The organism is Muricoccus roseus (assembly GCF_900141905.1).
GTDB classification, from domain to species: domain Bacteria; phylum Pseudomonadota; class Alphaproteobacteria; order Acetobacterales; family Acetobacteraceae; genus Roseomonas; species Roseomonas rosea.
Genome location: NZ_FQZF01000020.1, coordinates 42328 through 55729, shown reverse-complemented (window position 1 = coordinate 55729; position 13402 = coordinate 42328). Strand labels below are relative to the sequence as shown.

7 protein-coding genes are annotated in these 13402 nt (G+C 73.7%); 1 reads left to right on the top strand and 6 read right to left on the bottom strand.

Annotated elements, in window-relative coordinates:
* Positions 1-61 precede the first annotated feature (61 nt).
* Positions 62-664 (bottom strand): DedA family protein, encoded by a 603-nt coding sequence (locus BUB97_RS16680; protein ID WP_073136768.1) that lies wholly within the window; start codon positions 662-664, stop codon positions 62-64.
* 190 nt (positions 665-854) lie between these two features.
* Here BUB97_RS16680 and BUB97_RS16675 point away from each other — a divergent pair, with 190 nt between their 5' ends.
* Entirely contained in the window at positions 855-2006 is a 1152-nt protein-coding gene (locus tag BUB97_RS16675) for a hypothetical protein (protein WP_073136766.1), read from the top strand.
* 166 nt (positions 2007-2172) lie between these two features.
* Here the strand turns inward: BUB97_RS16675 and BUB97_RS16670 are convergent, their stop codons facing one another.
* From BUB97_RS16670 to BUB97_RS26290, 5 genes are all read right to left on the bottom strand, one after another.
* Positions 2173-3990: a PTS fructose transporter subunit IIBC gene (locus BUB97_RS16670; RefSeq protein ID WP_073136764.1), complete on the bottom strand. Its 1818-nt coding sequence runs from the start codon at positions 3988-3990 to the stop codon at positions 2173-2175.
* A 12-nt stretch (positions 3991-4002) separates the two neighbouring features.
* Positions 4003-4953, bottom strand: coding sequence for a 1-phosphofructokinase (gene pfkB / locus BUB97_RS16665; protein ID WP_175562661.1), 951 nt, complete (start codon positions 4951-4953; stop codon positions 4003-4005).
* Entirely contained in the window at positions 4950-7433 is a 2484-nt protein-coding gene (ptsP, locus tag BUB97_RS16660) for a phosphoenolpyruvate--protein phosphotransferase (protein ID WP_073136762.1), read from the bottom strand. Before ptsP ends, pfkB begins: the two co-directional genes overlap by 4 nt.
* Before the next feature lie 463 nt (positions 7434-7896).
* Positions 7897-13014: an alpha-2-macroglobulin family protein gene (locus BUB97_RS16655; RefSeq protein WP_073136760.1), complete on the bottom strand. Its 5118-nt coding sequence runs from the start codon at positions 13012-13014 to the stop codon at positions 7897-7899.
* Between the two features lie 103 nt (positions 13015-13117).
* Positions 13118-13285 (bottom strand): hypothetical protein, encoded by a 168-nt coding sequence (locus tag BUB97_RS26290; protein ID WP_175562660.1) that lies wholly within the window; start codon positions 13283-13285, stop codon positions 13118-13120.
* Positions 13286-13402: the final 117 nt, after the last annotated feature.

The following is a 13402-nucleotide window of genomic DNA, read 5'->3' as shown; positions in this document are numbered from 1 at the left end:
GCCCCCGCGCCCGCCCGCCCCATCCTCCGCAGCCCGGGCGGGCGCGGCAAGGCGGCAGGTTTCAGCCCGCACCCTTCCGGAAGGTGGCGACGCGATAGAGGTAGAGCAGCAGGAGGGCCCCCATTACCACGTTCGAGGCCGGATTCACGTAATCGGCAACGCGCGCATGCTGGTCCTCGAGCACGTAGCCGACACCGGCGAGCATCCCGGTCCAGAGGGCGGTGCCGATGCCGGTGAACAGGAGAAAGGCCGGCAGAGGCATGGAAGCGAAGCCGGCGGGAATGGAGACGAGGGTCCGGATGGCAGGCACGAAATGGCCGAACAGCACGGCCTTGCCGCCATGCCGCCCGAACCAATCGGCGGCATGGTCCACCTCCTCCGGCGAGAGGGTCAGCCAGCGCCCATGCGCCTCCGTCCAGCGGCGCAGCCTCTCCTGTCCCAGGCGACGGGCGATGCCGTACCAGAACAGCGCGCCGAGCATCGCGCCCGCGATGCCGGCGAGAATGACGAGGAGGATGTTCAGCTCGCCCCGCGCCGCGCTGAATCCGGCGAGCGGCATGATGAGTTCGGAGGGGATCGGCGGAAACACGTTCTCCGCCAGCATGAGAAGTGCGATGGCCAGGTAGCCGCCGCTTTCCACGAGGCCGGTGATCCAGTCGAACATAGGCCCTCCCGCCGGAACCGGGGACGGAACGCATGGCGGGACGGCGGGATCGTGTCCTGCCCCGCCTCTCACCGGCACGTGAGCGACCGCCCCGGCCGGAGCCGCCGCTTGCCAGCCGGCGCCCCTCGCCCGAATTTGCGCGCCGCGATGGGGGATGCGGGATGGCGAAGCGGAACGGGGTGACGGCCGGATGCGGCTGATCCTCACCGGGGCGGACCTCCTGGGAGACACCCTCCGCCTCGGCCTCCGGATCGAGCCGCTCCACCCCGGCCTGCCGCCCGATGCCGTCCTGGCGCATCTCCACTGGAACCGCCCCGACGCGCCCTGGCCGCCCACGCCCCTGCCCCTCCGCGCCCTGCGCCCGGCCGAAGGCGGCTTCCGCGCGCTTCTCCCCCTGCCCCCGCCCGACCGGTCGCTGCACGGCGTCTCGGTGGTCCCAGCCCGGCCAGGCGACGTGCTGGAGGAGGATGACGGCACCGCCTCGCGCCTGGCCCGGCTCTTCCCCAGGACGGACGAGGAGTACGTGGCGCTGTTCCAAAGCGAGACACGCCGCTGGGGCCACCGGAAGACCCGCTTCTTTCTCGCCGCGCAGATCGCCCGCTTCTTCCCCGGCGCGCCGGAGCACCGCATCGGCGCCGCGCTCGTCATGGGCTACAAGGCCGCCGAAATCGGCGAGCGCGACGTGCTGCTGGCCGCGCTGGAGGTGAATGGCGCCGCCTTGGGATGGCTCGCGCCGCTCGGCCTGGATTGGCACCCACGGCGCAACCGCGAGCATCTGGAAATCTCGCTGCTGACCGTGCGGTGGCATCTCCAGCTCGCCCTGGGCGACGAACCCGCCACGCGCGCGACCCTGCGAAGCCTGCTGGAACGCTGCCAGGCCCGGGCCAGCTACTGGACCCTGGCCTATTCCGCCTGCAAGTCGCTCGTCCTCGGCGGCTGGCTGGAATGGCGCCACGGCGAAAGCGGGCGGGCCCGCGAAAGCTGGGAGCGTTGCGTCGCGATCTTCAAGACGGCGGTGCAGGAGGCGGATCCCGCCCGCGCCGTTCTCTTCAAGGAACTCTCGGTCAGCCACGAGGCGGCGCATTTCGCCGGGCTGTGCCTGCGCGCCCTCGCCCGGCCACGCCACCACCCCATGCCGCCGCTCGAACAGATCCTGGACGTCGCGACCCGGGTGCCGCCCCCCTCCCGCGCGCCGATGGCAGCCGCCATCCTGGCGGTGCACGCTTCCTCGCGGGCGGACGGCCAGATTCAGGCTCCCCGCCCCCGGGAGGCGCTGCCTCCCGGACCCCGCGTTCGGCCTGCCGGGGATGCGATGATCGCTGTGGCGCCGCAGGCAGTTTGATTTTTTTCCTGCGTGGGCTGACGCCGCAGTCGCCTGAGGTCATGGACCTCAGGCGCACCTCCAGCCACACATTCCACGGCAGTCTTCCAGAAAAGATGAGGGAGGGTCCGGGAGGGAGAATTCCTTCTCCCTCCCGGGGCGCCTCCGTTCAGGCCCAGGCCCCTGGTCAGCCCGACGCCACCTCCGCCGCCGGCCGCTTCACAATGGCCACCAGCACCGCCCCGACCACGGTGCCGGCCGCGATGGCAGCGAGGTACATCGCCACATTGCCCACCGCCCCCGGGATCAGCAGCACGAACAGGCCGCCATGCGGCGCGCGCAGGGTGCAGCCGAAGAGCATGGAGAGGGCGCCCGTCACCGCGCCGCCGATCATCATGGTCGGGATCACCCGCAGCGGGTCGCGCGCCACATAGGGGATGGCGCCCTCGCTGATGAAGCAGAGGCCGAGCACGCCCGTCGCCTGCCGCGCCTCGATTTCGGAGGCCACGAACTTGCGCGGCGCGATGAAGGTGGCGAGGGCAAGGGCGAGCGGCGGCACCATGCCCGCCGCCATCGTGGCCGCCATCGGCCCGAAGGAGGAGGAGGAGAGCAGGCCGACGGTGAAGGCATAGGCTGCCTTGTTCACCGGCCCTCCCATGTCGAAGCACATCATCGCGCCGAGCAGCGCGCCGAGCAGAACGGCGTTGGTGGAGGACATGCCACCGAGCCAGGCGGTCAGCCCGTCCATGATCCCCTTCATCGGCGCGCCGATGACATAGACCATCAGCAGCCCCGTGATGGCCGTGGCGAGGAGCGGGATGACCAGCACCGGCATCAGCCCCTGGATGCCCTCGGGCAGCCGCACCTTCTCGGCGATGAGCTTCGCCGAATAGCCGGCGATGAAGCCGGAGACGATGCCGCCGAGGAAGCCGGCCCCGAGCTGCTGCGCCAGCAGCCCGCCGATCAGCCCGGGCGCGAGGCCCGGCCGGTCCGCGATGGAATAGGCGATGAAGCCGGACAGCACGGGCACCATCAGCAGGAAGGCCGCGCCGCCACCGATCTGCATCAGCGCGGCCGGCAGCGTGCCGGGTTCCTTGAAGGCCTCGATGCCGAAGACGAAGGAGAGCGCGATCAGCAACCCACCCGCGACCACCACCGGCAGCATGTAGGAGACGCCGGTGAGCAGGTGCTTGTAGGGGCCGGACTGCGCTTTGCCCGACTGCGCCTTGCCCGCCGCGCGGGCCGCCGGTGCCGCGCCGCGCGCGGCAGGGATGGCTGCGGGCGCCTCCGTCGCCAGCGCGGCCTCGATCACGGCGGGCGCCTTCTTCAGCGCCGAACCGGTATCGGTCTGGTACAGCGCCTTGCCGGCGAAGCGGGAGAGATCGACAGCCGTGTCGGCCGCGATGATCACGGCATCGGCGCCCGCGATCTGCTCATCGGTCAGCACGTTCTTCGCGCCCACCGAGCCCTGGGTTTCCACCGCGATCTCGTGGCCCATCGCGGCTGCCTGGCGCTTCAGCGCCTCCGCGGCCATGAAGGTATGCGCGATGCCGGTGGGGCATGCGGTGATCGCCACCAGCCGCTTGCGCGGCCCCGCGGCAGGCGCCACGGCGCTGGCCGGCGCGGCTGCGGTCTCGCCCGCCGGGGCGGGGGTCGCGGCATGGGTTGGCACGGCCGGGGCCGCCGCTTCCGCCCTGCCGCCCAGGGCGAGCGCGGCATGGATCGCCCCCGCCGGGTCCCGGATGGCCGAGGCCGTGCTCGTCACATGCATCCGCCGGCTGCCCAGCGCACCGAGATCCACGCGCGTATCGGTCGCCAGCACCACGCCGTCGGCGGCGGCGATCGCCGCGTCATCCGCCCAGGCGGCCGCCCCGGCGGCGGGGTCGATCACCCGGGCCTCGATCTCGTGGCCCAGCAGCGCGGCCTGCTTCTTCAGCGCCTCCGCCGCCATCACCGAATGCGCGGTGCCCGACGGGCATGCCGTCAGGGCCAGGATCCTGCTCATCTCAAACCCTCCTCACGCCGCGTCCGGCAGCGTCTCGACCTCGACCAAATCCGCCAGCGACGCGATCTCCGCCGCATCCGGCAGGCGCGGCCCGAGGGTGGAGAGCGCGCCGAGCGAGAAGGCCGTCGCCAGCCTTGCCCGCTCCGCCAGGTCGAGCCCGCGCAGGCCGCCCATCAGCCAGCCCGCCACCATCGCGTCCCCCGCGCCCACGGTGGAGCGCAGCGCGCGCGGGCGGCCCACCGCATGCACGCGCCGGTCGCCCTCCGCGAAAACCGCGCCCTCCGCGCCGAGCGAGACGATCACCGTCGCCACGCCGCGCGCCTGCACCTTGCCCAGCGCGGCGGCCGCGTCGGCCACGCCCGCGATGCGCTCGCCCAGCAGCTCTCCCAATTCCTCGCCGTTCGGCTTGATGCAGTCCGGACGGGCGGCCAGCCCGGCGGCGAAGGGCGGGCCGGAGGCGTCCAGCAGCACCTTCGCTCCGGCCTGCCGCGCCTCGGCGAGCATCCGGGCATGCAGGTCCGGGGACGCACCTTTCGGCAGGGAGCCGCAGAGGGCGACCCAACCGGCGCCCGCCGCCGCCTCCCGCACCGCCCGGAGCAGCGCGGCCTCCGCCGCCGCATCCACCGTGAAGCCGGGGAAGTTCAGGTCGGTGACGCGCTCGTCATCCTCCACGATCTTCACATTGGTCCGCGTGCTGCCGGGGACGGAGAGGAAGCGATCGTCGACTCCACCCTGCGCGAGGAAGGCGCGGAACACCGCCGCATTCCCCTCGCCCAGCCAGCCCGTGGCCCGCACCGGCACGGGCGCAGCCTGGGAGGCGAGGAAGCCGGCGACATTGATCCCCTTGCCGCCCGGATCCTCCTGCGCCTCGCGCACGCGGTTCACCGCGCCGGGGGTCAGCACGTCCAGCCGCGTAGTCAGGTCGAGCGCGGGGTTGGGCGTGACGGTGAGGACGGGTCTCACGAGAGCGCCCTCACCTCGGCCGCCGTGCCGCAGGCCAGCGCGCGCTCGGCCAGCCGCTTCGCCTCGCTCATCCGCAGCCCGCGGATGCGCGCCTTCAGCTCCGGCACCGAGGGCGGCGAGACGGAGAGCTCGTCCACCCCCAGGCCGACCAGGATGGCGCAGGCCTCGCGCTCGGCCGCCAAGTTGCCGCAGACGCCGGCCCACTTGCCCTCGGCATGGGCCGCCTGGACCACCTGCCCGATCAGCCGCAGCACCGCGGGATGCAGCCCATCCGCCTTCGTCGCGAGGGCGGGGTGCATCCGGTCCATCGCCAGCACGTATTGCGTCAGGTCGTTCGTGCCGATGGAGAAGAAGTCCACCTCCCGCGCCAGCACATCCGCCATGGCGGCGGCGGAGGGCACCTCCACCATGATTCCGACCTCCATAGGCGGCGCGCCCAGCTCGGCGCGCACGGCTTCCAGCGCCGTGCGGCCCTCGCGGTATTCCTCCACGCTCGCCACCATGGGGAACATTACCTTCACCGCCCCGGCCGGCGCGGCCCGTGCCGCGCGGGCGACGGCGCGGAGCTGCGGCCGGAACAGGTCCGGCCGCTGAAGGCAGAGGCGCAGGCCGCGGATGCCGAGGAAGGGGTTGTCCTCCCGCGGCAGGCGCAGATAGGGCACCTCCTTGTCGCCGCCGATATCGAGGGTGCGCACGATCAGCGGCAGGCCGCGCAGCGCCTCCGTCATGGCATGCAGGGCCTGGAACTGCTCCTCCTCGTCCGGCGCCGCCTCGCGGTCCAGGAAGAGGAATTCGGTGCGCAGCAGGCCCACGCCCTCGGCACCCGCCGCAACGGCCGCGGCGGCCTCGGCGGGGGTCCCGATATTCGCCACCGTCTCCAGCCGGCGGCCGTCGCGCGTGAAGGCCGGGCGATAGGCGGCCTCCCGCGCCTCGGCATCGGCGGCCTGGCGCTCGCCCCGGGCCTTCTCGGCCAGGGCCCGGTCATGCGCGTCCGGCTCGGGCAGCAGCACGCCGCCATCGCCGTCCAGCACGGCCTCCGTCCCGTCCGGAATGCCCAGGATGGCCTCGCCGAGCCCCGCCACCGCCGGCAGGCCCAGGGCGCGGGCGAGGATGGCGGTGTGGGAGTTCGGGCCGCCCAGCGCGGTCGCCAGGCCGAGCACGCGCTTCACATCCAGCCCCGCCGTGTCCGACGGCGCGAGATCCTCGGCCAGCAGGATCACCGGGTGTTCCGGCAGGACGAGGCCGGGCGCCTCGGGCGCCCCGGAGAGGATGCGGACGACCCGCGCCCCCACATCCCGCACATCCCGCCCGCGCTCGGCCAGCAGCGCATCGCGGAGCGATTCCATCTCCCGTGCCCGCGCCTCGGTCACGGCACGCCAGGCGGCGGCGGCGGAGAGGCCCTGGGCCACCCGCGCCCGGGCGGCGCCGACCAGCTCCGGATCGTCCACCAGCTCCTGATGCGCGAGGAAGATCGCGGCCTGCTTGGAGCCCGAGCGGGCCGAGACCTCGGCCTGGAGCACCCGCAGCTCCTCATGGGCGCGGGCCAGCGCCGCCTCCAGCCGCTTCGCCTCCTCGGCCGGGTCGCCCGCGGGCGTGTCCTCCGTCAACACGGGGGCCGCATGGCGCAGCCGGTGCGTGCGCGCGATCGCCAGGCCGGGGGAGGCCGCGACGCCCCGCCGCACCGCGCCGCGATAGGGCACGGCCGCCACGGCCCGCGTTGCCGGGGCGGGCGTCTCGGGCTCGTCCGTGTCGCCCAGGCCGCCCGCGACGGCCTCGGCCAGGGCCCGCACCGCCTCGGCCCCGTCCGGGCCCCGCGCCCCGATCTCCAGCACCGCGCCCCGCTCGGCGCCGAGCGTGAGCAGCGCGGCCATGGACTTGCCATTGGCCAGCTTGCCGCCATGCCCCACCAGGATCTCGGCCGCGAAGCTCTTGGCGAGGGTGGCGAAGGCCGTGGCCGGGCGGGCGTGGAAGCCGGCATGCCCGACGATCTCGGCCGAGACGCGGTGATCATAGCCCTCCGGCATCACCGCGGGCTCGGCAGGCACGGCGGGGGCGGCCCCGCCCAGGGCGCGCAGGATCTCGCCCTTGTCGCGCGTGCGGCCCAGCGCCTCGGCCAGCTCGGGTTCCTGCAGCACGCCGGTCAGGGCGGCCAGCACCTGCACATGCTCGTCCGACTGGGCGGCGATGCCGATGGCGAGATGCACCGTCTGTCCGTCACCCCAGGGAACGCCCTGCGGGAACTGCGCCACGGCGACGGCGGTGCGCCGGACCATCGCCGCATCCCCCCGCATCCCGTGCGGAATGGCGATGCCGCTGCCTAGATAGGTCGGCACCTGCCGCTCCCGCGCCAGCATGCTGTCCCCATAACCGGCGCCGACGCTGCCCTCCTCCGCCAGGATGGCGGCGGTCTGGCGAATGGCGTCCTCCTTGTCCCGGGCGGTCAGCCCCAGCCGGACCAGGGATTCGGTGATCGCCACCATGCGCGTCTGCCTCCTCATGCCTCCCCGGTCTTCACCGAGAAGACAGATGCCTTCGGAAGGAGGCGCCTTTAGAGGATTCTGCCTTCCTGCCCAGGGGCCGTATAGGCCGTTCCACCTTGCAAACGCATGAAGGCGATGGGTGACTTCCACTGGCTGAACGGGTTCTGAACTGTTGGGAGATCCCGTTGAGGGCTCCGCCCTTCACCCGCCAAGGGCCTAAGGCCCTTGGACCCCCGTCGGACTGCCGTGGATACCCTGATCGAAGGGATCTCTGATCGAGGGGATTGATCCTGCCCCTGCAGTCGCCTCGGGTCGACGACCCGAGGCGCACCATCAGCCGAGGGATTCCAAACTCGTAAAAGAAGATGATGGTGAGGGGTCCGGGGAGAGGAAGAATTCCTTCTTCCTCTCCCCGGGAGCAACCGTCAGCCCCGAACCCAACCCCAAGCGGGATCACCCGGCCTTAGGGCACCGGCGCCACCGCCACACGGCCCGGGTTCTGCCGGGCGAAGACGGTGGGGCGGTACATGTCCCGCACCTCCGCCCCCGGCAGCTCGAACCGCCCGGCGGTCACGGCGCGGATCCGCACGGCGAAGCGCGCCATGGGCTGCCCCGGCGTGAGGGTCACGGCCGCGGCGAAGCGGTCGTCCAGCGCCGGGAAGGATTCCGCGGCCGAGAGCTCGCCGAGGAAGGTCATGCCCGCGACCTCTCCCTCGGGGAAGCGGCCGACGATCTCCCAGCCGGCGGGCAGGCCCTGCTGGACCATGCTGCGATGCGTCTCCCCGGTTTCCGCCCGGGCTTCCAACTGCATCAGGAAGACCTGGTTCTGGGTGACGGTGTCGAGGTTCACCGGGCTGCCATCCGTGTTGAAGAAGCGCCGGACGATCCGCATGCCCTGCCGCGCCGCAGCCGGGGCCTGCACCGGCAGGCCGGCGATGGAGACGGCCTGGGGCACGGCGCGGTCGGTGAGGTTCCGCACCTCCGCCGCCCCTTGCAGCGCGGCCGAGACGATCGGGGCCTGGGTCAGGTTCCGCCCGGCCAGGGAGATGCGCACCGGCCGCCCATCGCGCCCGAGGGAGGAGGCCAGCAGCACGGCCCAGGTGGCTTCCTGGGTGGAGGCCGCCTCCGGCGTCAGCTCCGCGCCGGGCAGGCGGCCGAGCAGTTCCGGCATCCGGCCGGCGAGCACGCCGCTCTCCTTCAGCAACAGGGTGACGGCCAGCGTGTCCCGGGCCGCACTGCCATAATCCTGGTACCAGGGCCGGCGGGCCGGGGCGGCGAGCGCGGCGGCGAAGGCCTCCTCGGCACGGGCGCGGTCGCCCATGCGCGCGAAGGCCGCCCCGAGCTGCGCCTTGGCCAGCGGGGTCGGAAGCTGGTCCAGGATCTCGAAGAGGCGCCGCGCCGCGCCCGGCAGCCCGCGGCCGGCCATGGCGAGGACGTGCATCCGATAGGCCTGCACCGCCTTGTCCAGCGGCTCCTCGTAGAGGGACTGGTCGGCGTCCTCGCGGATGCTCTTCAGCAGCGCCTCGAGCGGCGCCTCCGGCACCGTCACGCCCGCGGCCCGCGCGCGCAGCAGCGCCTCGGCGCCGTAGGAGGTGACGAAGCGGTCCGCCGGCCCGTTGGCGGACCAGAGGCCGAGGCTGCCGTCGAAGCGCTGCTTGTCCAGAAGCTGGGCCACGGAGCGCTGCATCTTCAGCTCACGGTCCGGCTCCCCCTCGAAGCCGACCAGGGCCAGGAGGCGGCTGGCCGCCTGCTCGCCGCAGGCGAAGGGGAAGTCCAGGTTCACGCGCATCAGCGCCGCCGGGTCGTAGCGCACCGGCTGGCCCCAGGTGGCCCGCACCGAGGCCGTGCCGGCGTAGAAGCGGGCCAGGTCCGGCGCCACCTGCGCCACGCCGTTCGGCGCGAGGGAGGCGGTCACCACCTCCCGCGACAGCGGCCGGGGGGAGCGGAGCGTGATCCGGCTCTCATGGGTGGCCGAATAGCCGCCAGGGCCGGTGACGGCGACGCGCACCACCCCCTCCCCCGCACCCGTCACGCGCAGCGTGGCCGCGGGCAGCGTCCGCTGGCCCTGGGCCAGGGTGCCCCCGAGCGCGTTGCCGCCCTCCACCGAAAGCGGCCCTTCCACCGAGAGGCTCGCCGTCACCCCGCCCGAGGGCAGGTCGAGATTGTGCAGCAGCACCGGGAGCCGCGCCTCGTCGCCGGGCGCGAGGAAGCGGGGCAGCAGCGCCTCCGCCACGACCGGATCCCGAACCGTGACGGGGCGGGACGCGGAGCCAACCCGGTCACCGGACCAGGCGACCGCCATCAGCCGCAGCTCGCCGTTGAACTCGGGCAGGTCCAGCGGCACCACCGCCCGGCCATCCGCCCCCACGGCCACCACCCCGGAGAAGAGCGCGACGATCCGCTGCGGCGGCTGCACCCCGGCGGTGTCCAGCCCGTCATCGCCGCCCTGGCGCAGCACGGTGGCCTCGCCTTCCGCCGGTGCAATCAGGCGGCCGTAGTCGTCGCGGATATCGAGCCCCAGCTTGCGCCGGCCGAGGAAATGCGCGGCCGGGTCGGGGGAGCTGAAGCGGGTCAGGCGCAGGATGCCCTCATCCACCGCGGCCAGGGTGAGCCAGGCGGCGCCCGGCGCGTTGGCGACGCGGACCGGCACCTGCACGCGCTGGCGCGGGCGCAGCAGCGCCTCGCCCTCCAAGGCCACCTCCAGGGTCCGGGCGGCGGGGTCGAGCCCGACCCAGGCGAGGCCGATCGCGCGGCGGGGCGCGGCGCCACCGGGCACCGGCACCTCGCCTGGGCGGAACACCGTCACGGCCACCCAGGCCCCGGGGCCCCACCCGGCCTCCACCGGCAGCTCCACCTCGGTCCCGCCGGCGGGCACATCCACGTCCCGCACCGAAAGGACGCGGTCGGTCAGCACGGCGATGCTCGCCCGCCCGGCGAAGGGCGGCGTCAGGCGCAGCCGCGCCGTATCCCCCACCGCATAGGCGCGGCGGTCGGCTGCCACATCCACCTTGTCCGGCACCGCGGGGTCGTCGGATCCGGTCCAGCCCGAGCGGAAGCGGAGGGAGGCGATGGCGAGGCCGCCGGGCTGCGTCACCTCCAGCCGGTAGCGCCCGAAGCCGAGGCGGCGCGCGAAGCGGGCCGGCCGGCCGGGGGCCACGGTCAGCTCGGCGACATCCACGGGCTCATCCAGCCAGACGGTCTGATAGCGGGCGGTGCCGTTCAGCACGGTCATGCGCCAGGTCGGACGTTCCCGCACAAGGCGGGCCTGCAGGCGGCCGGAGAGGGCCTCCCCGCTCGGCGAGACGAGCGCGGCCTCGATCGCGGCCTCCGCCCCGTCATCCACGCTGCCGGCGCGGAAGGCGGGGCGCAGGGCGATGAAGGGCTGGGCCGAGCGCACGGGCAGGGTCAGCGCGCCCTTGCTGCCACGCCCGCCCGGCTCCGCCATGGTGGCCACCACCTCGGCCCGCAACGGGCGGGAGGTATCGGGCAGGTTCGGCAGCGAAAGGCTCAGCACGCCCTTCCCGTCTGCATCGGTCTCGCCGATGTCGATGCTCTGCAGGCCGCCGTCGAAAGGCTCCTCGGCGAGCCCGAAGCGCCAGCCCTTCCAGGCGTCGAAGGGCTCGGGGTCCACGGCCAGCCGCATCTCGGCACTGCCGGTCAGCCCCGCCCCGGGCGCGCCGTAGAGGAAGCGCGTCTCCACCGGCACGGACAGGGGCGCGGAAGCCGTCAGCGGCCCTGGCGCCGGGCCGAGCTTCACCTCCAGCCGCTCCGGCACGAAGGCTTCCACCTGGAAGGAGGTGCTGGCGATGGGCGGGCGGTTCGGGTCTGTCAGGGCCTCGATGGTCCAGCTACCCACGGGCGCGCCGGCGGAGAGCTGGGGGGACCAGAGGATCACCCCCTCGGGCCCGCGTTCCGGCACGGCTTCCAGCGCCACCTGCCCGTTCGGCCGCCGCAGGCGGAGCCGGATCGGCAGGTCCAGCACCCCTCCCGAGGGGTCGCGCGGAAGCAGGGAGAACCGGACCTGCTCGCCGGGCCGGTAGATGCCGCGGTCGAGCCAGAGGAAGGCATCCACCGGGCCGGGATAGTCGCGCCCCGTCACGCCACGGTCCGAAAGGTCGAAGGAGGCCGCCTCGAGATCGAGGGAGACGAGGTCGTCCCCGAGCTGGGCATGCAGCGCGACGGGCGCCACCGGCCCCTCCCCGCGCAGCAGCGCGCCGCCGAAGCGCGCCAGTCCGTCCTGATCGGTCACCGTCTCGCCCAGCACGTCGTTGTTGTGGGCCAGGAGGGCGACGCGCACGCCGGCCTTCGGCCGGGCATCGCCGAGCCCGCGCGCCTGCACGGCCACCCCTTCGCTGCCGCGCCAGGCGGTGAGGCCGAGATCGGTGGCCATGATGGGCAGCGCCGCGGTCTGGCGCATGCGCTGCGTGTCCTCCGCGTCGTCGCGGGCCAGCAGCACGAAGAGGCCGGGGCCGGAACCGGTCAGCGCCTCCGGCAGCGGCAGAACCGTGCGCTGCATGGCGTTGCGCTGGAAGCGCGGCACCGCCGCCTTGCCCTCCCAGACCACGCGGCCGCGGCTCTCCGGGATGTCCTCCGCCTGATAGCCGCTGAGCTCCTCGCCCAGCCGCGTGTCGCGGGTGAGCGGCACGAGGTTGCGCTCGCTCACGCGCACGAGGCGCAGGTTCAGCGTCTCGATGTTCATGGTGGCGATGGCGACGCGCGGCGGGGCGCCACGCGGCAGGATGAAGGCGCGCTGGTCGAAGGCGACGCGCGCGGCGCGGTCCGGCATCGAGACGTCGACGGGCAGGTCGGCGCGAAGGTTCACCCCGCCTTCGCCGGGCAGGCCGGCGCGCAGCACGAGCCGCGTCCGCCGCCCCCAGGGGAGGCCGGCGACGCAGAGGCGGTCGCTTTCCTTCGTGACGGCGAGGCCGGGAATCGCGGGCTCCGCCCGCACCCAGTCCTCGGGCTGCCAGCTGCCGCCCCGCTGCGGCGCGATGGTGAAGGCGAGGCAGGCGCGGGCCGGTTCGGCCTCCGGCTCCACCTGCACCCGCCGCAGCATCATGCCCGCCTCGCGCCGCGCCTCCATCAGGGCGGTGCGCGTCGCCGGGTCGTTGGGCAGGCGCTCGGCCACGGCTTCCAGCGCCTGGATCACTTGGGGCCAGCGGCCCTGGGCCTTCAGCGCATCGGCCATCAGCCGCAGGGAGGGGACTTCGGGCTCGCCGGCGGGAACGAGGTCGAAGTTCTGCTGCGCCGCCATCAGGGCCTTCGCGGGGTCGGCCGGGTTCCGGGCCAGGGCCGCGCGGCCAAGGGAAAGCCACATCTCCGGCCGGGCATTGCCCATGCCCAGGCGTTCCTCCCAGGCGGTGATCGCCGCCTGCCAGTCGCCGCGCCCCTCGGCCTGCTGCGCACGCTGCTCCGCCTGGGTGCGCTGGGCCGGCGTGCCACCGGCCGGGAAGCGCCGCGTCAGCCCGCTCGCGTAGCGTCCGCTATCCGCCGAAAGGCCCGGAAGATCAAAGCCTTGCGCCAGGGCGCCACCGCCCCCCAGAAGTGCGGCGGCCAGGGCGACAACTCGGAGCAGGCGCATGGAGGACTCACCGGACGAAACGTTTCCTCCGGCAACCCTGCCACAGGGTAAGGGAGTCACCCAGCGTTACGTATCCTCGCCCGGAACGCCGCCGCGCCTGAGATCAGCGCGGCGGGCCAACTTCCCGTGTGCCGGCCGTTCCCCGGTCCGCCGCAGTGTGCGCCGCCCGCCGACGCCGGAAGACGCTGAGGAATTCCAGCCGCTGCAGCACGACGAGGCCGAGTATGACGAGGGCGAGCACCAGCAGGCCGATAAAGGGTGATTCGAACATCGGGCGCGCCTCCTGATCGCCAGGGCCAGATCTCATTGGCCAGACAGGACTGAAACGGGCCCGAAGCGGGATGGATGCGCCTGCCCAGGCGGGCGCGCCCGGCAACAATCAGGGGCC